21 protein-coding genes, 1 tRNA gene and 1 pseudogene are annotated in these 19416 nt (G+C 64.7%); 13 read left to right on the top strand and 10 right to left on the bottom strand.

The window, feature by feature from the left end; genetic code table 11:
* Positions 1-38: 38 nt before the first annotated feature.
* The 3 genes from WFP39_RS04040 to WFP39_RS04030 are packed head-to-tail and all read right to left on the bottom strand — an operon-like array spanning position 39 to position 2720.
* Positions 39-647, bottom strand: coding sequence for a hypothetical protein (locus WFP39_RS04040; protein WP_336917862.1), 609 nt, complete (start codon positions 645-647; stop codon positions 39-41).
* Positions 644-2053 (bottom strand): sensor histidine kinase, encoded by a 1410-nt coding sequence (locus WFP39_RS04035; RefSeq protein WP_336917861.1) that lies wholly within the window; start codon positions 2051-2053, stop codon positions 644-646. The genes WFP39_RS04040 and WFP39_RS04035 overlap by 4 nt, the downstream gene beginning before the upstream one ends.
* Complete coding sequence (locus tag WFP39_RS04030; RefSeq protein WP_336917860.1) at positions 2043-2720, bottom strand: response regulator transcription factor; 678 nt, start codon at positions 2718-2720, stop codon at positions 2043-2045. Before WFP39_RS04030 ends, WFP39_RS04035 begins: the two co-directional genes overlap by 11 nt.
* A 191-nt stretch (positions 2721-2911) precedes the next feature.
* Between WFP39_RS04030 and WFP39_RS04025 the strand changes: the two genes are divergently transcribed.
* The 3 genes from WFP39_RS04025 to WFP39_RS04015 are packed head-to-tail and all read left to right on the top strand — an operon-like array spanning position 2912 to position 5194.
* Positions 2912-3640, top strand: a complete 729-nt coding sequence (locus WFP39_RS04025) for an energy transducer TonB (RefSeq protein ID WP_336917859.1) — start codon at positions 2912-2914, stop codon at positions 3638-3640.
* A gap of 45 nt (positions 3641-3685) precedes the next feature.
* Complete coding sequence (locus tag WFP39_RS04020; RefSeq protein WP_336917858.1) at positions 3686-4720, top strand: mannose-1-phosphate guanylyltransferase; 1035 nt, start codon at positions 3686-3688, stop codon at positions 4718-4720.
* A 15-nt stretch (positions 4721-4735) separates the two neighbouring features.
* Complete coding sequence (locus WFP39_RS04015; RefSeq protein ID WP_336917857.1) at positions 4736-5194, top strand: DUF2721 domain-containing protein; 459 nt, start codon at positions 4736-4738, stop codon at positions 5192-5194.
* 3 nt (positions 5195-5197) lie between these two features.
* Here the strand turns inward: WFP39_RS04015 and WFP39_RS04010 are convergent, their stop codons facing one another.
* From WFP39_RS04010 to WFP39_RS04000, 3 genes are read right to left on the bottom strand one after another with little or no spacing between them, the layout of a single operon-like run.
* Positions 5198-5509, bottom strand: coding sequence for a polyhydroxyalkanoic acid system family protein (locus tag WFP39_RS04010; RefSeq protein ID WP_336917856.1), 312 nt, complete (start codon positions 5507-5509; stop codon positions 5198-5200).
* Positions 5509-6306 carry a hypothetical protein gene (locus WFP39_RS04005; RefSeq protein ID WP_336917855.1) on the bottom strand — a complete coding sequence of 266 codons (798 nt, stop codon included), beginning with the start codon at positions 6304-6306 and terminating at the stop codon, positions 5509-5511. Before WFP39_RS04005 ends, WFP39_RS04010 begins: the two co-directional genes overlap by 1 nt.
* Positions 6306-7508 carry a toxic anion resistance protein gene (locus tag WFP39_RS04000; RefSeq protein WP_336917854.1) on the bottom strand — a complete coding sequence of 401 codons (1203 nt, stop codon included), beginning with the start codon at positions 7506-7508 and terminating at the stop codon, positions 6306-6308. The genes WFP39_RS04005 and WFP39_RS04000 overlap by 1 nt, the downstream gene beginning before the upstream one ends.
* A 103-nt stretch (positions 7509-7611) precedes the next feature.
* Here WFP39_RS04000 and WFP39_RS03995 point away from each other — a divergent pair, with 103 nt between their 5' ends.
* A complete protein-coding gene (locus WFP39_RS03995) occupies positions 7612-9144 on the top strand; it encodes a DUF389 domain-containing protein (protein WP_336917853.1) in 1533 nt (510 codons plus the stop codon).
* 13 nt (positions 9145-9157) lie between these two features.
* Positions 9158-9517: an MAPEG family protein gene (locus WFP39_RS03990; protein WP_336917852.1), complete on the top strand. Its 360-nt coding sequence runs from the start codon at positions 9158-9160 to the stop codon at positions 9515-9517.
* A 27-nt stretch (positions 9518-9544) separates the two neighbouring features.
* On the opposite strand, the gene WFP39_RS03985 is transcribed toward WFP39_RS03990, so the two are convergent.
* Positions 9545-11275 carry a fatty acyl-AMP ligase gene (locus WFP39_RS03985; protein ID WP_336917851.1) on the bottom strand — a complete coding sequence of 577 codons (1731 nt, stop codon included), beginning with the start codon at positions 11273-11275 and terminating at the stop codon, positions 9545-9547.
* A gap of 129 nt (positions 11276-11404) precedes the next feature.
* Between WFP39_RS03985 and WFP39_RS03980 the strand changes: the two genes are divergently transcribed.
* Genes WFP39_RS03980 through WFP39_RS03965 form a run of 4 tightly spaced genes read left to right on the top strand, consistent with a single transcriptional unit; the run spans position 11405 to position 13555 of the window.
* Positions 11405-11983, top strand: a complete 579-nt coding sequence (locus WFP39_RS03980) for a regulatory protein RecX (RefSeq protein WP_336917850.1) — start codon at positions 11405-11407, stop codon at positions 11981-11983.
* Entirely contained in the window at positions 11973-12479 is a 507-nt protein-coding gene (locus WFP39_RS03975; protein WP_336917849.1) for a DUF192 domain-containing protein, read from the top strand. Before WFP39_RS03980 ends, WFP39_RS03975 begins: the two co-directional genes overlap by 11 nt.
* 60 nt (positions 12480-12539) lie before the next feature.
* Positions 12540-12938, top strand: a complete 399-nt coding sequence (locus WFP39_RS03970) for an NADH:ubiquinone oxidoreductase subunit NDUFA12 (protein ID WP_336917848.1) — start codon at positions 12540-12542, stop codon at positions 12936-12938.
* Positions 12935-13555, top strand: coding sequence for a DUF2155 domain-containing protein (locus WFP39_RS03965; RefSeq protein ID WP_336917847.1), 621 nt, complete (start codon positions 12935-12937; stop codon positions 13553-13555). The genes WFP39_RS03970 and WFP39_RS03965 overlap by 4 nt, the downstream gene beginning before the upstream one ends.
* 89 nt (positions 13556-13644) lie before the next feature.
* On the opposite strand, the pseudogene aat reads toward WFP39_RS03965, so the two are convergent.
* Positions 13645-14214 (bottom strand): annotated as a pseudogene (gene aat / locus WFP39_RS03960) (leucyl/phenylalanyl-tRNA--protein transferase); the annotation flags it as partial.
* Positions 14215-14294: 80 nt separating this feature from the next.
* Between aat and WFP39_RS03955 the strand changes: the two are divergent.
* Positions 14295-14370: transfer RNA gene (locus WFP39_RS03955), tRNA-Trp, on the top strand.
* Between the two features lie 74 nt (positions 14371-14444).
* On the opposite strand, the gene WFP39_RS03950 is transcribed toward WFP39_RS03955, so the two are convergent.
* The gene (locus WFP39_RS03950; protein WP_336918077.1) at positions 14445-15980 is read right to left on the bottom strand and encodes an alanine/glycine:cation symporter family protein; all 1536 of its coding nucleotides are present in this window, start codon (positions 15978-15980) and stop codon (positions 14445-14447) included.
* Positions 15981-16278: 298 nt separating this feature from the next.
* Between WFP39_RS03950 and secE the strand changes: the two genes are divergently transcribed.
* Both secE and nusG read left to right on the top strand, forming a co-directional pair.
* Positions 16279-16503: a preprotein translocase subunit SecE gene (secE, locus tag WFP39_RS03945; protein WP_336918075.1), complete on the top strand. Its 225-nt coding sequence runs from the start codon at positions 16279-16281 to the stop codon at positions 16501-16503.
* 45 nt (positions 16504-16548) lie between these two features.
* Positions 16549-17085 (top strand): transcription termination/antitermination protein NusG, encoded by a 537-nt coding sequence (gene nusG, locus WFP39_RS03940; protein WP_336917846.1) that lies wholly within the window; start codon positions 16549-16551, stop codon positions 17083-17085.
* Between the two features lie 26 nt (positions 17086-17111).
* Here the strand turns inward: nusG and WFP39_RS03935 are convergent, their stop codons facing one another.
* On the bottom strand, positions 17112-18743 hold the full coding sequence (locus tag WFP39_RS03935; protein ID WP_336917845.1) for a DUF5597 domain-containing protein: 1632 nt from the start codon (positions 18741-18743) through the stop codon (positions 17112-17114).
* A 239-nt stretch (positions 18744-18982) separates the two neighbouring features.
* Here WFP39_RS03935 and rplK point away from each other — a divergent pair, with 239 nt between their 5' ends.
* Complete coding sequence (rplK, locus tag WFP39_RS03930; RefSeq protein ID WP_336917844.1) at positions 18983-19414, top strand: 50S ribosomal protein L11; 432 nt, start codon at positions 18983-18985, stop codon at positions 19412-19414.
* Positions 19415-19416: the final 2 nt, after the last annotated feature.

Genomic DNA, 19416 nt, shown 5'->3' with positions numbered 1-19416 from the left:
TGCTTTGGCGGCGTGAGTTGAAACGACCGGCGGCGCGTTCAGCGGATCACGATATAGACGCTGGCATTGTCGCGCCCGCGGTTCTCCAGTTCGATCGAGAAACGCTCGGTATAGATCGGCAGCCAGTCGCAGCTGGCATTGGGAGAGAGCTGCTTTTGGCACACTGCCTCGGCCCGCGGATTGGCAATGGCGATCGCAACCTGCCCGCCGCCACTGGCCTGCGCAGCAATCTGCGCGCGTTGCCCGGCATAGAAGATCTGTTCGATACGCACCCTTTGCCCTGCCGCCAGGCTGGCGCGGCGATAGGCCGGGCCCAGCGTGCGTCCGCGCCACGGATTGCTTTCATCCGCCTGATGCTGGCTGCGCCATTCGCCCAGCGGATCATCCGGCGCCCCGTCGGCCAGCCGCACATTCATCGCGTCGAGCCGTTCGATCAGCGGCGCGCGCTGTTCCGGCTGGGTGACGGAATCCGCCGCGGCAAGCAGCGCGGCCGCATCGAGCAGCGGATTGCCGGTGGACTGCGGGTAGACAGCGGGCAGTGCAGAGACGGCGTGTGCCGGGACGGATTGGGCCGCCAAAGGCGCGCCGCCTGCTGCCGCACATCCGGCGACCATTGCGCCCAGCGAGATCATGGCAAGGCGTTTCATGCGCTTGTCTCCCCTGCATTCCACATGGCGTGCGGCTTGATCACAAAATGCGCGCCTACCTGCGAATCGGCAAGTGCAATCCCCATGCCGTGCCGCAGCGCAATCGCGCGGGCCAGCGCCAGCCCCAGGCCATGGCTGGTCTTGCCTGCGGGGTTCTGCCCGGTGCGAAACCTCTCGAACACCAGCGGGCGCAGTTCGGGGGCAATGCCCGGCCCATCGTCGCGCACCTCGATCACCGGCCCGCGCGCGACCGACAGCGTGATCTGCCCGCCGCGGGGCACATATTTGATCGCATTGTCGAGCAGGTTGGAAAGAAGGCGCGTCAATTGCATGGGTTCGCCCAGAATCGTCACATCAGGTTCGATGAAGGTGCGCAAGGTCAGCCCCTCTTCTTCCGCGCTGCCGGCGTAAAGTTCGGCCAGATCGCTGGCGAGCGCGGACAGATCGACCGGAGACAGACCGGCCATGTCGCCCACCCGCGCTTCGCTGCTGGCTATGTCGAGCAGCGAATCGAGCATCGTCACCACGCCTCTGATGTCGCGGCGGCACTGGTCGAGCAGAGCCGGGTCCGCTCCGTCGGGCAGGCTGCGCATTGTGTTCACCAGCCGGGCATCGAGATGGGTGAGCGGGGTGCGGATTTCGTGCGCAATGTGATCCGACATATGCCGGTGCGTGCGTGCCAGATTGGCAGAGCGTGAGATGGCACGGGTGCTGAGCGTGGCGAGTTCGCCGATCTCGTCATCCCATTCGCTTTCCGCCAGATCGGGATCGCGCCCCTCCTCCGCGCTGCGAAAGGCCTTGCTGATCGCGCGGATGCGGCGGCGCAGATTGCGCGCGGCGCGGCGGCCCAGCAGACCGGTGGCCAGCACGATCAATGTGGCTACCGCGCCGAACAGCGCCGCCTGCCGCAGCAGGGCCGCCCGGTCGCGTTCGTACGTGCGCGCCACCAGCAGATCGATATCCGGGCCCAGCTTCGTGGCGCGGGCATAGACACGTGTGCCATCATCCAATGTCAGGAAACCGGCCTCGGAGAGGCCTGCGCCCAGATCGGGCCAGCGAGCCACATTCCCGGCCAGCACGGTACCATCGGGCCGCGCCGCCAGATAGCGCGCGCGCCGCCCTTCGAGGCGGACCAGCGTGGCGCGATCCGCCAGCCGCGCCAGCAATTCCGCCTCGCCGCCGGTGGCGTAGATATCGACAAGGCCCGCAATATCGGTGTCCACCGTCATCGCCAGTGAACGTTCGGTGGCCCGCCAGGCTTCCCAGGCGGTAATGGCAAACAGCAACAGCAGCGCCACCAGCGTGAACAGCATGGCCCGCCGCACGATCCGCGCAAAGATCGATCGCGCGGGCGGCATGTCCCGGTTGGCAGGGCCACTTTCGGGCAAGGGAGAGCTATTCGCCACGCGTCAGCCGGTATCCCGTGCCCCAGATCGTTTCCAGCGCGGGCTTGTCAAAACCGGCTTCCAGCTTGCGCCTGAGGCGGCCGATATTCACATCCACCACATTGGTCTGGGGATCAAAGTTCATCTTCCACACATCGCGCAGCAGCATGTCGCGCGTGACCGTTTCGCCTGCATTTTCCATGAAATAGCGGAACAGTTCGAATTCCTTGGGAGAAAGGGGGATGTGCACATTGCGGCGAAAGGCGGTGCGCGCCTTCACATGGCATTCGAACTGGCCATAGATGATGATGGCCGAATGCGCGCGCCCTTCGGCCCGGCGCACCAGCGCCTTCAGCCGGGCCAGCAATTCCTCCGGCTCGTAGGGCTTGGCCAGGTAATCGTCGACGCCCGCGTCCAGCCCCTCCACCCGGTTGCTCGCCCGGCCCAGCGCCGACAGCATCAGCACGGGGGCATCCACGCCGCTTTCCCGCAGGCGCTGGACAATGTCCAGCCCGTCCATATCGGGCAGCATCCGGTCAAGGATGATCGTGTCGAACGGTTCCATCGCCGCGCGGCGCAAACCCTCGGTGCCGCGCATTTCCCACACCACCTGCCACCCCTGCCGCGCCAGCAGGGCCGAGACATCGGCAGCCGCATCGGCATTATCTTCGACATACAGCAGTTTCATGCCCAATGTCCTTTGTCCAATGCCTTGCGCACGCCAGATCCTGTCAGTGCGTGCCAAATTGCAACCTTGCCAGAAAACGGCAATAAACCAGATAACCGCATCTGGGGCGCGACTTGACTTGTCGCCAAGATGACAAATGCCGTTAGAATTGCAATTCTTACCCTTGAAGGCAGTGGGAGACGCGCGAGGTGGTGGGAGATGGCAGCATCTATCAACCGCGCCGCCGCCCGCGCTGGTGGTTGGTGCTGCTCATCCTGCTGGCGCATCTGGCGGCAGGCGCGCTGTTGATGCGGCTGCTGGCCCCCGATTTCACCGCGCGCATGGTGGAACAGGCCACGCGCGGCTTTACCGTGACGATCACCAGTCCCCCTCCGCCGGCGCCTGCGCCCGAACCCGACAGCCAAGACGAAGGCGCGGCCGGCGATCCGGGGCGGCAAGCGACCGCCAGGGAAGTGGTGGTACCGGCAAATCCTGTACCCGTGAAGCCCAGCCCGGTGCCGCGCGCGGCCTCGACGGGAACCGAAAACGCCTCTGGCGCGCGCGAGATGGGCGATGGCACCGGCGCGCAGGGGCCGGGCGATGGCACGGGCAGCGGCAATGCGGGGCAGGGGCGCGGCAGCGGGCTTGCCAGCGGGCCGTCGGTTCTGTCGGGCAGCATCAATTCCGCGCGCGACTTTCCCATTCCCGAAGGCGGGCGGCAAGTGCGCGAGGGCACTTCGGTCACCGTGGTCTTCACCGTGGGTGTGGATGGCCGCGCCTATGATTGCAGCGTCTCGCGCGCCGGGCCGGACCCGGCCACCAATGCGCTGTTATGCCCCTTGGTTATCGAGCGGATCCGGTTCAATCCGGCGCGCGATGCCAGTGGCAATCCGGTTCCGGCACGCTATGGCTGGAGGCAGGATTTCTTTCGCCGGCAATAATCCGCGGCCAGGCGCGCCGGGAACACGCATGGAGTTTGGCACCGCATGACCCTGATTCATCCCGTGATCCTGTGCGGCGGCAGCGGAACGCGGTTGTGGCCGGTCAGCCGCAAGGCCAAGCCCAAGCCCTTCCTGCCGCTGGTGGGGGAGCGCAGCCTGTTCGAGGCAACGCTGGATCGCTGCACCGATGCAGCCCGCTTTGCCGCGCCCATCGTTGTCGCCGGCGCGCAGCATCTCGAACACATCACCGCGCAGCTTGGCGGCAGACCCGGTGCCAGCGTGATCATGGAGCCTGAGGCGAAGAATACCGCCGCCGCGATAGCGCTGGCGGCTTGCCGCCTGCCTGAAGACGCCGTGATGCTGGTATGCCCCAGCGACCATTTCATCGCCGATGTGGCGGCCTTCCATGCAGCGGCCGAGGCGGCGGCCCGACTGGCGGCAGAAGACTGGCTGGTCAGTTTCGGCATCACGCCCACGGCGCCCGAAACCGGCTTTGGTTATATCAAGCGGGGTGCCCCGCTGGAGGGTGGCTTCACGGTCGAGAGCTTCGTCGAAAAGCCCGATCTGCCCCGCGCGATGGAGTTCCTGGCTGATGGCGGATACAGCTGGAACGGGGGCATCTTTGCCTTTCGCGCGGGCTTTTTCCGGAATGAACTGCGTGCCCATCGTCCCGATATCGCCGCCGGGGTGGAACAGGCGGTGGCGCAGGGGCGCGCGGATGGCGCGGCGTTTTACCCCGACGCGGCCGCCTTTGCCGGGTTTGACGGGGAATCGGTCGATTACGCGGTAATGGAAAAGACCGCGCGCGCCGCGATGGTGCCCGCCGCGATGGGCTGGTCCGATATTGGCAACTGGCAGGCGCTGCGCGATGCGCGCGAGGGCGACAGCGATGGCAACCGGGTGCAGGGCCGCGCCGAACTGGTCGATTGCCGCAATGTGCTGGCAATATCGGATGGTCCGCGTATCTCCTTGATCGGGCTTGCAGATGTGGCGGTTATCGTGGATGGGGGCGAGGTGCTGGTCACCACGATGGACGGCGCGCAAAAGGTGGGCAAGCTGACCGGTGCAGTTCAGCAATAGCGGGGATTTTCAGGCATGGACATGGGCGGAGGGCTGATCGCGCAAACCATCCAGCTGGCGCTGGCACCGGTGTTCGTGCTGGTGGCGATCGGCAATATCCTGAACATCCTGTCCAATCGCCTCGGCCGCGTGGTGGATCGCAGCCGCGTGCTGCAGGCCCGTCATGCCGAAACACAAGGGGCCGAACACGATGCGATCGTGCGCGAAATTCGCACCGTCGATATCCGCATCAAGCTGATCGGACGGGCGATCCTGCTGCTTGTGATATCAGGCCTCGCCATCGGGCTGACCGTGGTGCTGCTGTTCCTGCAGGAGTTTGCCGATTTCAGCCTGCAACCCGTGGCCGCCGCGGTTTTCATCGCCGCGATTGCCTTGCTCATGTCCGCACTGTGGCTGTTCTTGCGCGAAACGCGCGAGGGCACGGCCGCTTTGCGTATTCCGCGCAGCTATCTCGAACTTGATCGCAAGCTGTAAACGTCAGCCCGCAGGGGGCGGGGCGAGCAGCTTCTGCCCGGCCTGCTGGATCGTGCCTTCGACAATCGGCTTGATGAAGCTGAGCGCGAGGGGCAGATCCATCACGAACACCACCTGATCATCGGCAATCTCGATCCGACCGTTGAGCGGCTGGCCCATTGCGGTGATGGTGAGGCCCAGCGTGTCCTCGTCCAGCCATTCGCTGGTCACCTGCGCCATGCCGCCGGGGATCGCATCGGCGATCTGGCTACCCGAACCGGACAGGCGGCGGCGCACTTCCTCGCGGCCCAGAGTGTGGGGGATGGCGACTTCCATTATTTTCTCTCCGCGAATTGCGTGTCGGCCGGTTGAAGGTCGGGCAGTGGTATGCCTGCATCGCTGCCTGTCCCATAGCGGTAATCGAGATATCGGGTGCGCACCGCCAGATCATCCAGCGACCCTTCGGCCAATTGCCGCGTCACCTGATCGATCTCGCGGGCAATCTTGGCGAGGCTTTCCACCAATTGCGCATCGGGGGTGGAGCCTGCGCGCGCTTCACTGCGCAGATGCACGGGGATGCGGCGGTAGGCCTCAATGGTTTCCGGCAGGATTTCGCCTACCAGCTTGCGCGTTTCGGCGGCGGCGGGGTGGACGGGATCGACATGGGCGAGCTGCGCGCCCAGCGCGTCGAGCCGCGTGCCAATGTCCTCCACCAGCCGCACGGCGGGCGGGGGCAAGGCGGCGCGCTGGCTTTCCAGCCACAATTCGGTGCGCGCCACCAGCGCCCGCGCGTCCTGCGTGCGGATGAGGTCGGCGCGCGTGGGCACCTTGACCTTGGGGTAATTGCCGAAGATCAGCACGGCGGCCGCCATCGCCAGCACGGTCAGCATCGCGCCGACAAAGCCGATGCCATCGACGATCAGCCCGACCACGCCCGATGCGATAACGATCGCGGCGAGCGAGGCGGCGATCAGTTTCAGCCGCGTGGCAAGGTTCGATTTGCGCAAGCGGCGCGAACCTGCGCCAATCGCTGGCCCGGTCAGCCGGTGCCGCCCGCCCGCCCGGTTGTCGCGCAGCAGGTCTTGGGCATCGGCCAGCAGCCGATCGCTTTGCCGGGTCAGGTCGTCCGCCATCAGCCCTCAAGGCTCAGCAGCGAGGGCTGGCTGGCCGCCTGCGCCGCCTTGGCCTGCCCTTCGGCGCGGGCGATATAGCCCTTGGACTTCTCTACTTCGTCGGTCAGCACATCGACCGTCTGCTTCATCGATTCCAGCGCGCGGACCTTGAAATTGTCCACCTCGTCCATCGTGTCATAGATGTTCTGGAACGCACGTTGCAGCGTTTCCAGCGGGATCGTGCTCGATGCGGCCTGTTCGTGAATCTGCGCAGTGTTTTCGCGCAGCAGCTTGCCGGTGGAATCGATGATGTTGGCTGTGGTGGTGTTGAGCGCGGTGATCTGGCCCAGCACCAGTTTCTGATTGGTCATCGCCTGCGCCACGGTTACCGCGGTGCGCAGCGCGCCCACCGTGGTGGTGCTGGCGCGGTCGACGCCCTTCACCAGTTCGACATTGTTCTTCTTGACCAGGTCGAGCGCAAGGTAACCCTGCACCGATACCGCCATCTGCGTCAGCAGATCCTGCGTGCGCTGGCGGACATAGAACAGCGCGGTTTCGCGGATCGCGCGCGCCTTTTCCGGGTCGGTCGCGTCCAGATCGGCGGCCTTTTCTTCCAGTCGCTCATCCAGCTTGCGGGCGATGTGGATCATCTGTTCCAGATTGCCCATCGCTTCCCACAGCTTGGCGCGTTCCACATCGATAGCGGCATTGTCCATCAGCAATTCGTCCTTGCCGCTGGCCAGCCGCGCCAGGATCGCCTGGATGTGGCCCTGCGCGGAAGTGTAGCTGTCGAAATAGTTCTTCAGGCTGTTGCCGAAGGGGATGATGCCGAACAGCTTGCGCCCGGTCATCTTGCCTGCGCGGCCGGGGTCGAGATCCTCCACCGTGCGGCGCAGTTCGGCAAGGTCCGCGCCCACGCCGCTGTCCTTGTCCATCGCGCGCACGGGCCGATCAAGAAAGCGGTTGGACATGCCAGCCGCGGCCATGATTTCCTTGCGGCCCATATTGGTGATCTGGTCCACCTTTTGTCCGAAATCGGGCGATTTGGCATCCAGCGCCACCAGTTCGGCAACGAAATTGTCCACCTTCTCGTCAAGCTTGGAGCGTTTCTCCTCTGCCAGCGGCACCAGCCCCACGGCCTTTTCGGGCGCCACGGGGGGCACCGGATCGGGCGGAGTGAGTTTGAGTTCGGTCGCGGTTGTCGTCTCGTTGCTCGATGCCATGGCCCTTGATCCTTCGCCCCGCCCACTGCGTGTGAACTGTATTAGGTGGACAAGACACGCTTTTCAAGCATTCACACAGGCAAAGCAGACCCCTAGGGTTCGGTTGAAGAACGGAGAGATGGCGGTGAACGACAATCAGGCAACTGCGTCCGCGCGGATGGGCTTTGGCCGGGTTATCGGCAGCTTCCGTGCGTGGTGGCGGCGCGAAGTGGTGGCCACGGTCGATCAGGCGGGGCTGGTCGAATTGCGGCGCGAGGAAGCCGATGTATCCGCCCGGTTCCTGTTCATGGCCACCATGTCGGCCGGGATCGCCATTCTGGGCCTGCTGCTCGGTTCGCCCGCCGTCATCATCGGGGCGATGCTGATCGCACCGTTGATGGGGCCGATCATCGGCCTCGGCTTTGCTGCGGCATCGGGCGATTATGTCTGGCTGCGCAAATGCGCCAAGGCGATAGCGGTAGGCACATTGCTGGCGGTGTCCTTCACCGCGCTGATCGTATTCCTGTCGCCGCTGCAGAATGTGACAAGCGAGATTGCGGCGCGCACCCGGCCCAATCTGTTCGATCTGCTGGTGGCGTTGTTTTCCGGGTTGGCCGGCGCCTATGCGCTGATCCGGGGCAGGGCGGACGCGGTGGTGGGCGTGGCGATTGCCACCGCCTTGATGCCGCCGCTGGCGGTGGTGGGTTTTGGACTGGCGACATGGAACTGGCCGGTCTTTTCGGGCGCGCTGCTGCTGTTTGTAACCAACCTTGTCACTATTGCCCTGTCTGCTGCGGTGATGGCGCGGCTTTATGGCTTTAACGCCAGACTTTCGTCAAAACACACGCGGTTTCAGGATGTTGTGCTGCTCGTGGTGTTCATGGCGCTGGCCGTGCCACTGGGCATTGCGCTGCGCCAGATTGCGTGGGAAGCGCAGGCAACGCGGGCGATCAACAACGCGGTGATGCTGCCCTTTTCAAGCAGCGCGCGCCTGTCGCAGGTAGATATCAATTTCGCTGCCGAGCCGGTGCAGGTGACTGCAACTGTGCTGACCCCCGAACTCGCGCCCCAGGCCGAATTGCAGGCCGAACGTTTCCTGCGCCGCCAGCTCAACCGCGAATTCGCCGTGGCGCTGACACAATACCAGGTCGGCACCGGAGCCAGCGCGGCGGAGGAGGCGGGCCTTGCCGCCGCCCGCGCGCGCGAGGAGGCGAACCGCCGCGCCGAGGACCTGGCTGCCCGACTGGCAGTGATCGCGGGGGTGGAGGAAAGCGATGTGCTGGTGGACCGGCAAAATCGCCGGGCGCAGGTGCGGATGACTGCTTTGCCCGGCGCGGGGCTGGCCACCTATCGTGAACTGGAAGCGCGCCTGATCGCGGCCGATCCTGCATGGCGGATCGAGATCATACCGCCGCAATTGCCGCTTCCCACCGTGGCCTTTGCCGAAGGTGAGCCAACCGATGCGGGTGAGCAGGCGCTTGCCCTCATTCGCTGGGCGGCGCGGCGGCGCGGCGATGCGCTGTTGCTGCGCGGCCCGCAGGATCAGGCCGAGGCCGTGGCCGAACAGTTGCGGCAATCGGGGGTGGCCGATGTCGCGGTGGAGGCCGGGCCGGCTCCGCTCGTGGCCAGATGGACGATTGCACCCGGCGCGCAATAAAGGGGGACTTGCGATGATTGCCCAATCGACCGAGATCACGGTGCTGGGGCTGGGATGCCTGCTGCTGCTGGCGCACATCCTGCTGGGCGCGCGCGACGAAAGCCTGCCGCCGCTTGACCCCGTGGCCGGTCGGCTGGAGCGGGCAAAGACAAATTTCCTCGAAACCTTCCCCATCGCCATTGTGGCGCTGATGGGTGTGGCGGTGACGGGCAAGGGCAGCGACACGACCGCGCTTGCCGCCTGGGCTAGGTTGGGCGCGCGGACGGTTTATCTGCCGCTCTATTGGGCGGGCGTGCCCAAGCTTCGTACGCCAGTGTGGGCAGTGTCGCTGGGCGCGCTGCTGGTGCTGCTGGGCGTGCTGATCCGGGGCTAAGCCTTCAATTCCGGATCAAGCAGACCCCTAAGCGGCGATCTCGTATGGTTCGATCTCGCCCGCCAGATACATCTTGCGCGCCTTTGCCCGGCTCAATTTACCCGACGAAGTGCGTGGCAGAGTGCGCGGCGGCACCAGTTCAACCACGCAGTTCATGCCGGTGATCGCGCGCACGCGGTCGCGGATATCGTTGCGCAGCTTTACCCGCTCTTCGGGATCGGACACGCGGCAATGCACCAGCACCGCCGGCGCTTCCTCGCCGCTCTCGGTCTCGATCGCGAAGGCGGCGATGTCGCCGTGGTTGAAACCGGGAAGCTGTTCAACCGCCCATTCGATATCCTGCGGCCAATGGTTCTTGCCGTTGATGATGATCATGTCCTTGGCGCGGCCGACGATGAACAGGTAGCCATCCTCGTTCAGATAGCCCATATCGCCGGTGTCCAGCCAGCCATCCACCAGGCAAGCGGCGGTTGCTTCCGGGTTGCGGAAATAGGAATGCATGACCGACTGCCCCCGGCACCAGACCTTGCCGATCTGGTGATGCGCCTTGGCCTTTCCGTCTTCGCCGCGGATTTCCACGTCCATATCGGGCAGCGGCTTTCCGCAATTGACGATGGCACGGTACCGGGCAGGACGGGAGAGATCACGCGGAGCGCCCGACAGGCGTTCTTCCTCGACCAGTTCCACGCGGATGCCTTCGCCGGGCGGCATCACCGTGACCGCCAGCGTGGCTTCGGCGAGGCCATAGCTGGGGGTGAAAGCGCTGGCCTTGAAACCTGCGGGGGCAAAGGCGTTGACGAAGTTTTGCATCACATCGGGGCGGATCATGTCCGCGCCATTGCCCGCCAGCCGCCAGCGCGACAGGTCGAAACGTTCGGCCACATTGCTCTGGCTGGAAATGCGCCGCGCGCAGATGTCATACCCGAATGTGGGCGAATAGGAGAGCGAGAACCCCTTGTTGCGGCTGATCAGATCGAGCCAGGCGAGCGGACGGCGTGCGAAATGTTCGGTCTTGAGGTAATCGACACTGACCTGGTTGGCCACCAGAGACAGGAAGCACCCGACCAGCCCCATGTCGTGATACCACGGAAGCCAGCTGATCCCGCGGTCGCCATCACCGATATTCATACTGGCCGCGTGACCATACAGATTGTGCAGCAAGGCGCGGTGCGTCACCGCCACCCCCTGCGGGAAACGCGTCGAGCCGCTGGAATATTGCAGATAGCAGATGTCATCCGGCTGTGCGGTGGGCAGATCCACCGGCGGGGCGGGGCGGGTGGCAAAACTTGCCCAGTCGACGCCTTCGCAACCCTGCCGATCCGCCGCTGCCTGCGCCATTTCGGCAATTTCGGGCGGATAGATCAGCATCTTGGGGTCGGCGCTGGAAAGCTGAATGCCCAATTGCTCGATATAGCTGTCCTTGCCCCCAAACGTGGTGGGCAAGGGAAGCGGCACCGGCCAGGCGCCTGCCAGCGTGCAGGCACAGAACAGCGCGGCGAAATCCGGCCCCGTCTCGGCAATCAGCGCGACCCGGTCGCCCTTCACGATCCCGGCGTCGATCAGGCGGTAAGCCATGTTCACGGCATCGGCGCGCATCTCTGAATAGGGATAGACCCGCTCCAGTTCGCCGCGCATATCGTGGAAATTCATGCCCTTCGCGCTGCGGGCCGCGTAATCGATCGCCTCGTTGAAGGTCGCGAAATCCGAACGGATGCGCGGCAGCGGGCAATCATTGGGTGTGGGTATCAGCATGGTCATGAAGTCAGGGTAACCCTTGATTCGAGCGCTCTTGCGGCGCTTCCCCTCCTCGCAACAACGGGTCGGGAATCCCCCCGGACCCGCGACAAACTTTTCCATTTGTCAGGAAGTGTGGCACGAATAAGGCCAATGGGCACCTATAAACAAGAGTGTAAGCAGACGAAACGGGCGAAAAGACCGCTCGATCCCGCGCGCTTGCGTGATCTGGCGCTGTCCTATGTCGCCCGCTACGCCACTTCGGGGGCGCGGCTTGAACGCTACCTGAAGCGGAAAATCCGCGAACAGGGATGGGTTGCCGATGGGCCAGCTCCCGATGTGGCGGCGCTGGTAGAACGCTATGCGCAGCTTGGCTATATCGACGATGCCGGTTTTGCGAAGGGCAAGCAGGACAGCCTGCTGCGGCGCGGATACGGCGCCCGCCGCGTGGCCGAAGTGCTGGGGCAGGACGGCATAGCTGCCGAACTGCGCGAAGATCTGCGGCCTGGCGAATCGCAATTGCGCCATGCCGCGCTGGCGATGGTGCGCAAACGCCGCTTCGGCCCGTTTTCCGCCGCGCCGCCCGACCGCGAGCGGCGTGAAAAGCAGGTGGCGGCGATGCTGCGCGCCGGGCATAGCCTCGACTTTGCGCGCGAAATGGTGAATGCACCCAGCGTTGAGGCTGCCGAGGAATGGGCGCGCGAACAGGATGATGCAGACGATGGCAATTAAAAGTCGTGCCCTTTTGCGGATGCTGCTGGTTCCCGCAGCCGTGGCGCTGGCGGCGTGCTCCACCCAGGCGACCACCGATACGGCCGGAACCGCGCCAGCGCAGGCGGAAGGGCGGCACCCGGTTTCGGGGCTGGAGGTAACTGACCTGACCGTGACAAGCGGCGGACAGGTGCACCGCTTCCGGGTGGAAGTGGCCGCCACGCCGCAGGATCAGGCACGCGGTCTGATGTTCCGCACCGCCATGGGCGCGGATGAAGGCATGATCTTTCCGCTCCAACAAGTGCGCATGGCGAGTTTCTGGATGCGCAACACGGTGATTCCGCTCGACATCATTTTCATCGGGCCGGATAACCGTATCCTCAACATCGCCGCCATGACCACACCCTATTCCGAAGAACCGATCCCCTCGATCGCGCCGGCCAAGGCCGTGCTGGAAATCAATGGCGGGCGCGCAGAGCAGCTGGGCATTGCGCCCGGCGATCTTGTCGAATGGTAAGCGGCAAAGGCCCATCGCAGCGCTTGCGCAGATGGGGCAAAAGCTTGTAACGGCGCGGGCATGGGATTCCTCGGAAAAATCTTCACCTGGTGGGACGGCGCCACCATCGGCACGCTCTGGTATTCGTTGAAGAACGGCGAACAGGTCGGCACGGATTTCGCGGGCAACCGCTATTTCCGCACCCGCCACCTGAAGGACGGCGCGCGCGAGAGGCGCTGGGTCATCTATAACGGCCCCAACGACGCCAGTCGTGTGCCGGCTGAATGGCACGGCTGGCTGCACGGTTCTTATGACGAACTGCCCGAAAGCCATCTGCCGCCGCCGCGCATCTGGGAAGCGGAATTCACCCCCAACGCCACTGGCACCCCCGCCGCCTATCGCCCGGCCGGCGCGCTGGAACGCGGCGGGCAGCGGGCCCGCGCCACCGGCGATTACGAAGCCTGGACGCCCGACGCGTGAGGGCGCCGCGCCTCGTGATCGGGGCGGCGTGGCTGGCGGCCACGGCGGTTCTGGCGGCCTGTTCGTCCGGCGCGCCCGAACCGCAGGCGGAAGAAACCGAGATTCCGGACGAAATCGCGCAGGCTCCCCTCCCGGCGATTGCAGGCGAGGGCAATCTTGGCACGCCGCTGGCGGAGCGGGTGGCGACTGTCGGTCTCCTCAACAAACGCAACAATATCAGCCGCGACATCGAACTGAAGCCAGGCGAGGCGCGGCGGGTGGACGATGTGATCATCCGCCTCGCCAGTTGCGAACGCACGCCGCCGTGGGAGAATCCGCCGCTGACCGGCGCTTTCGTGCAGGTGCTGGTGCAGGAACGCGCCGCTGCCGGGGCGGATCTGCAATGGCGGCGCGTGTTTTCCGGCTGGCTTTACAAGGAAGCCCCGGCGGTCAACGTGGTTGAGCACCCGGTCTATGATGTCTGGGTGAAGGATTGCGCAATGCGCTTTCCCGGAGAGGAAGAACCCGTCGCGCGTCCGACCGGATCGTCGGCTGCATCTGCGGCACCCTCTGCCGCGCCATCGCCTGCCGCCACCCCCGAAGCGGCGGCTCCTGCCTCCGACGCAGCGGACACCTGATCACCCGCGGCGCCTTCGCCCCCCTGCGCAAACCAGCGCCATGCGCCCGGCAGATCGGCGGCAAAGCCATCGCGGCAGGCATCTTCCACCAGCGCCAGATATTCCGCCCGTTCGACCTCCACCGCGCCCAGCGAAGCGAGGTGATCGGTCATGAACTGGCAATCGAGCACGCGAAAACCGGCATGGCGCATCAGCGCGACCAGCCAGACCAGCGCCACCTTCGAGGCGTTGTCCGCGCGGCTGAACATGCTTTCGCCGCAGAACACCCGGCCAAAGGCAACGCCATACAGCCCGCCCACCAGCGTATCGCCCTGCCAGCATTCGATTGAATGGGCATGGCCGGCCGCGTGCAGCGCAATATAGCTCGCCTCGATCCGGCGGCTGATCCAGGTTTCGGGGTGATCCGGGCGCGGCGCGGCGCAGGCGCGAATCACTGCGGCGAAATCGGCATCGCAGGTGACGCGGAACCGGTCCTGCCGCACTGCTTTCAGCAGCGAACGTGAAGGTTGGAACCGGTCGAGCGGAAAGATCGCCCGGCGGCGCGGTTCCACCCAGAAGACATCGGGATCCTCGCGCGAATCGGCCATCGGGAAAACGCCTGCCCGGTATGCCCGCAGCAGCAGCTCATCAGGCAGAATCGCGGGAACGGGGGCGTGCATCGTCACGCATCTAGCATATCGGATCGGCTGTCGTCGCTTGCCATAAGCAGCAAGGCGTATTAGGGGCGCGTCACCCGTGCAGGGGTGTAGCTCAGCTGGTAGAGCATCGGTCTCCAAAACCGAGGGTCGTAGGTTCGAATCCTATCGCCCCTGCCAATTTCCCGCTTTTCGGCCCGATTCGGCCTGTCCTCTCGGTGAGGACGGGGCCGTTAGGGTGCGTCAGGTTCCCGTCAGTACTGGTCTGGTTCTTCGGGCGTGTCGCGCAGGTGATCAGGCCCGGCCTTGCGATCCCCGCGGGCCAGCGCAAACACCACGCCCGACAGCAGCGTCAGCGCGACCAGGTTGGGCAAGGCCATCGCCGCATTGGCAATGTCGCCCAGCCGCCACACCAAATCGAGTTCCTGCACTGCGCCGACATAGATCACCACGCACCACAGCACGCGCCACGCCAGATGCAGCCGCTTTTCGCCCGCACGGGTGGAGCCGGGCACCCGGTCATACATGAAGGTGATCGCTCGCTCGCCATAATAGGACCAGGTGAGAAGCGTGGTGAACACGAACAGGATCAGCGCCAGGCTCGCCACCAGCGTCCCGATGGGGATGCCTGCCAGCGTTACCGGGAACGCCGCAGCAAAGGCGCCGCTGGTCATGGCAAAACCGTTGAGATCGGATTGCCAGGCATGCAGCACCGGCTGGCCGTTATGCGTGAAGTTGCCCTCCACCGTCAGGATAACCAGCGCGGTCATGGTGCAGATCACAATGGTGTCGATGAAGGTGCCCAGCATCGCCATGCGGCCCTGCTGTTCGGGATCGTCGGTCTGCGCCACTGCGTGCGCAATGGGGGTAGAGCCTTGCCCCGCCTCGTTCGAGAAAAGGCCGCGGGCAACGCCGGCCCGGATCGCCATGATCACGGCGGCACCCAGAAAGCCGCCGCTCGCCGCCTGCGGGTTGAACGCGCCGTCGAAAATGCGGCCGAACGCCTCAGGGATGTCCTGAAAATCGAGGATGATCGCAAGCAGCGCCATCACGATATAGGCCCCCGCCATGAAGGGCACGATCTTTTCCGCCACATTGCCAATCGAACGGATGCCGCCCAGAATGACGATAAGCACCAAAACCGCGGTTATCAGGCCGCCCAGCCAATCTTCCATGCCGAACAGTTCGTTCATCCCGTCGGCCATGGCGTTGGCCTGAATCGAATTGCCGGTGACGAGCGCGGAAAACAGCGTGCCGATGCAGAATACAATGGCGAGCCACGTCCATTTGGGGCCCAGCCCCATCATGATGTAGCTCATCGGTCCGCCGCGCCATGCGCCGTCGCTGGTCCGCTCGCGGTAACGGATCGCCAGCGCACCTTCGCCAAAGGCCAGTGCCATGCCGATCAGCGCAGTGATCCACATCCAGAAGATCGCGCCCGGACCGCCCAGCGTGATCGCAGTGGCAACGCCGGCCAGATTGCCGGTGCCGACTTGGCCGGAAAGTGCGGTGGACAACGCCGCAAAGGGGCTGATCTCGCCCGCGCCCTGTCCTTTTCGGCCCTTGAACAGACCAGCAAAGGCGGCGCCCAGCTTGAGAATGGGATAGAACCGCAGGCCCACCATCATCCACAGGCCAATCCCCAGCAGCACAATCACCATCGGCGGGAAGGGGATGACTTCGGCCCCGTTCCACAGGCCTGCCCAGATGAAATCCGACACATTGGTGATGTGATCGATCAGGCCGGCGGCCTGCGTTTCCACTGCCCCGTCCGCTGCTGCCGCCGCCATGTTTGCCAAGTGGCATTCCCCTCGCTGGTAAGTAACCCCTGAAGCACGCAACGCTAATCTCACGCGGGCGCGCTGACCAGCCCTGATGTTGCATTTGCAACCGGACAGGATGCGCGGGCGCTATCGGATGTCTTGCCAATCGTGACCCATCGCCCTAAATAGCCGCTCGCCTCCCGACATCGGAGCATCCCTGCCCCTCCCGGCCGCTTGGGCCGGGGCGGCGATGATCCTATGGCGAAAGGCGTATGCAGGATCGGCCACGTGCGTGGCTGGATGGACAGGAAAAGGCGATTACCCGATGGCCGAAGACAGCAAGACCGCCGCCAAGGCTCCCCGCACATCGCCGAGCGAGTTTTTCAAGCAGGTGAAGTCGGAAACCGGCAAGGTCGTGTGGCCCACCCGCGAAGAAACGGTGCGCACCGCCATCTTCGTCTTTATCCTGATGATTATCCTGTCGCTGTTTTTCCTCGGCGTCGATACGGTGTTCAGCGCGGTCGTGCGCTGGCTCCTGTCGCTTGCCTGATACGCCAACCTTGCTGCGCAAACCCTGATACGAAAGAGATAACAGATGGCCCGCTGGTACATCATCCACGCCTATTCCGGTTTCGAGAACAAGGTGCGCGATTCGATCCTGGCCGAAGCTGAACGGCTGGGCCTGTCCGACGGTGTGGAAGCGGTGGAAGTGCCCACCGAAACCGTGACCGAGGTGAAGCGCGGCAAGAAGGTGCAGGTCGAACGCAAGTTCATGCCCGGCTATGTGCTGGCCAAGCTGAACCTGACCGACGATGTCTATCACCTGGTCAAGAACACACCCAAGGTTACGGGCTTCCTGGGATCGGGCAACAAGCCGCAGCCGATTTCCGAAAAGGAAGCCGCCCGCTATTTCGGCGGCGTTGCCGAGGCGCAGGCCGCACCCAAGCACGAAGTTCACATCGATTACGAGATCGGCGACAGCGTCAAGGTGAACGCCGGCCCGTTCGCAAGCTTCAACGGCGTCGTCGAAGAACTCGATTTCGAGAAGCAGAAGGTCAAGGTCGCCGTGTCGATCTTCGGCCGCGCCACCCCGGTGGAACTGGGCTTCGACGAGGTCGAGCTGGTCAAGTAAGCGCGATCCACGCACGCGCCTTGCCTTCAGCGCAGCGCGTGCATCTCGATCCGCAGCCAGACCGGCTCTGCGCCGAAATTGAAGCCGTAGTCGATCTGGTCCCCGTTCCAGCGGCGGGTCATCACCCACTCGCCATTTACGAAGGTGCCTTCCTGCGCCTCGATCAGTTCGTGCCTTTCGCCGCCTTGCGGATCGGCCAGTGACAGGCGCAGGCGGACATGGCGGCCGCTGACCAGAAAGACATCCTCCGCCAGTTGCGCCGCCACCAGCCCGCCTTCGGGCTGATCGGCCAGAGGGTGCGGATCGGTGGCGATCCAGGTCCAGCCATCCTCGCCAAAGGCCCAGCTGCCGAATTGCGCGGTCAGCCGCCAGCGGCCCATCACGGTGCTTTCGTTCGCCCGGCTGTTCCCGCGCGCCACGCCCCAGATGGGGCGATCCGCCGCAATCCTCGCCCATTCCGGCCCGGCAGAGGCGAACAGGCGGAACGGCGCGGCAAAGGCCTCCAGCGTTGCCTCGTCGAGCAGCTTGGCCCCCAGCGGGTAATTCGAATAGCCGGTATGATCCATGCCAAAAGGCGAAAACAGCACCGCGCCCCGGCCCATGGCGGGCCAGACGAAGCGGGCATATTCGGCCGCATTGCCGATTTCCGTCACCATCAGCGGGCCGTGTTCGGAATAGCGATCAAGGAAACGGTGCACCGCCGCCGCATCGCGCGTGTAGATGTCCGGCCCAATGCCTGCCAGCGACGGGGCGGCCACGCGCCAGATAGGCAGCGCGTTCCAGTTCGGGCCGCCCGATGGCCCGACTTCGCCGTGTTCGTCGGTAAAGGCGTTGCCCAGCGCGGCATTGGCAATCATCGGCAACGCCAGCTCGGCCTGCCCGGCGCGGGCGACATGGTCGATATAGCGGGCAATGTGCCAGCTCATGAAGAACTGCTCTGCGCGGGTGCCGAAGGCGTCGGCCCATGACACGGCGGGCATATCCATCGCGCGGGCCAGATCATCCGGAATGGGCGCGGCAAACAAGGCCTCGGCCTGCGGCGAATGGTCGCGCGCCAGGCCCCAACTGCCGGCTTCGTTCTGCACCTGAACCATGATGACGCGGCGGGTGGTATCGTGCGCCGCCAGATGGCGCATCAGCTGCGCAAAGGCACGGGCATCGGCCTGCATCGTGGCCTCGCCATGCGGGCTGAGCACTTCATGCACGCCCCCATCGGCATGGCGCATCCGGGGGAAACGCTGCGGATCGCGTTTGACCCAGGCAGGAACATAGGCAGGGCTGGTGTTCTTCCATGTGCCATACCACAGCAGGATCAGCCGTTTGTCCTGTTCCTGCGCCTCGCCCAGCAGCGTGTCGACAAAGCTGAAATCGAAGCGCCCCTCGACCGGCTCGATCTGTTCCCATGCCACCGGCATCATCAACGTATTGGCGCTCACCCGGTCCACAACCGGCCAGACGCGGCCCAGAATGGCGGGATAGTTGGACGAATTGTTCGCCTGCACCGCCAGCGCGGTAAATGGCTGCCCATCCACCACCAGCATGGGGCGCAGGGCCCCGGCCTCGATCCGGGGCAGGGGCGTGTCGGCCTGCGCGGGCTGTGCCATCGCCAACATTGACGCCAGCAGCAGCGCGGCAAGCTGTTTTACGGTTGCGCCCATTCCCTCACCCCATTTCAATCACTTGCGCGCCACCATGCCTTGAACGCGGCCCGATGCAAAGCCTGCGGGGACAGCCTTTGCCGACTCGGCGCTTGCTTTTTGGCGCTGCCCGGCTATGAGCGCGCCGTCCCTGCAAGGGGATTTCCGTGCGGGAGGGCTGCGTGCAGCCCGCTATCACCGCTTACCATGCGGGGTTTCTGGAAACAGCGCCCCGGCAGTGAGAAGAAGGAGTTGGCCCCATGGCCAAGAAGATTGAAGGTTACATCAACCTGCAGGTGCCCGCGGGCTCTGCCACCCCCTCGCCGCCGATCGGCCCGGCGCTCGGTCAGCGCGGCGTGAACATCATGGAATTCTGCAAGGCGTTCAACGCGGCGACCGGCGACCTTGAAAAGGGTATGCCGATTCCGGTGAAGATCACCGTGTATGGCGACCGTTCGTTCACCTTCATCACCAAGACCCCGCCCGCCAGCTTCCTGCTCAAGAAGGCCGCCGGCCTGAAGAGCGGCTCCAAGGAGCCGGGCAAGGCTGTTGCTGGCAAGGTGACGAAGACGCAGATCCGCGAAATCGCCCAGACCAAGTTTGCCGATCTCAACGCGAACGATATCGACCAGGCCATGAAGATCATCGAAGGCTCTGCCCGTTCGATGGGCCTCGACGTGGTGGAGGGTTAACG

The sequence above is a fragment of the Alteraurantiacibacter lauratis genome (assembly GCF_037154155.1).
Lineage (GTDB): Bacteria > Pseudomonadota > Alphaproteobacteria > Sphingomonadales > Sphingomonadaceae > Alteraurantiacibacter > Alteraurantiacibacter lauratis.
This window is presented reverse-complemented; position numbering and strand designations above follow the sequence as displayed.

Excerpts from the sequence above, each read along its gene's own strand:
- WFP39_RS03935 (WP_336917845.1), bottom strand. The coding sequence starts at position 18,743 with ATGGGCGCAACCGTAAAACAGCTTGCCGCGCTGCTGCTGGCGTCAATG.
- secE (WP_336918075.1), top strand. The coding sequence starts at position 16,279 with ATGGCCGAAGACAGCAAGACCGCCGCCAAGGCTCCCCGCACATCGCCG.
- WFP39_RS03990 (WP_336917852.1), top strand. The coding sequence starts at position 9,158 with ATGATTGCCCAATCGACCGAGATCACGGTGCTGGGGCTGGGATGCCTG.
- WFP39_RS04030 (WP_336917860.1), bottom strand. The coding sequence starts at position 2,720 with ATGAAACTGCTGTATGTCGAAGATAATGCCGATGCGGCTGCCGATGTC.
- WFP39_RS03970 (WP_336917848.1), top strand. The coding sequence starts at position 12,540 with ATGGGATTCCTCGGAAAAATCTTCACCTGGTGGGACGGCGCCACCATC.
- WFP39_RS04005 (WP_336917855.1), bottom strand. The coding sequence starts at position 6,306 with ATGGCGGACGACCTGACCCGGCAAAGCGATCGGCTGCTGGCCGATGCC.
- WFP39_RS04020 (WP_336917858.1), top strand. The coding sequence starts at position 3,686 with ATGACCCTGATTCATCCCGTGATCCTGTGCGGCGGCAGCGGAACGCGG.
- WFP39_RS04040 (WP_336917862.1), bottom strand. The coding sequence starts at position 647 with ATGAAACGCCTTGCCATGATCTCGCTGGGCGCAATGGTCGCCGGATGT.
- rplK (WP_336917844.1), top strand. The coding sequence starts at position 18,983 with ATGGCCAAGAAGATTGAAGGTTACATCAACCTGCAGGTGCCCGCGGGC.
- WFP39_RS03980 (WP_336917850.1), top strand. The coding sequence starts at position 11,405 with ATGGGCACCTATAAACAAGAGTGTAAGCAGACGAAACGGGCGAAAAGA.
- nusG (WP_336917846.1), top strand. The coding sequence starts at position 16,549 with ATGGCCCGCTGGTACATCATCCACGCCTATTCCGGTTTCGAGAACAAG.
- WFP39_RS03975 (WP_336917849.1), top strand. The coding sequence starts at position 11,973 with ATGGCAATTAAAAGTCGTGCCCTTTTGCGGATGCTGCTGGTTCCCGCA.
- WFP39_RS04015 (WP_336917857.1), top strand. The coding sequence starts at position 4,736 with ATGGACATGGGCGGAGGGCTGATCGCGCAAACCATCCAGCTGGCGCTG.
- WFP39_RS03950 (WP_336918077.1), bottom strand. The coding sequence starts at position 15,980 with ATGGCGGCGGCAGCAGCGGACGGGGCAGTGGAAACGCAGGCCGCCGGC.
- WFP39_RS03985 (WP_336917851.1), bottom strand. The coding sequence starts at position 11,275 with ATGACCATGCTGATACCCACACCCAATGATTGCCCGCTGCCGCGCATC.
- WFP39_RS04010 (WP_336917856.1), bottom strand. The coding sequence starts at position 5,509 with ATGGAAGTCGCCATCCCCCACACTCTGGGCCGCGAGGAAGTGCGCCGC.
- WFP39_RS04000 (WP_336917854.1), bottom strand. The coding sequence starts at position 7,508 with ATGGCATCGAGCAACGAGACGACAACCGCGACCGAACTCAAACTCACT.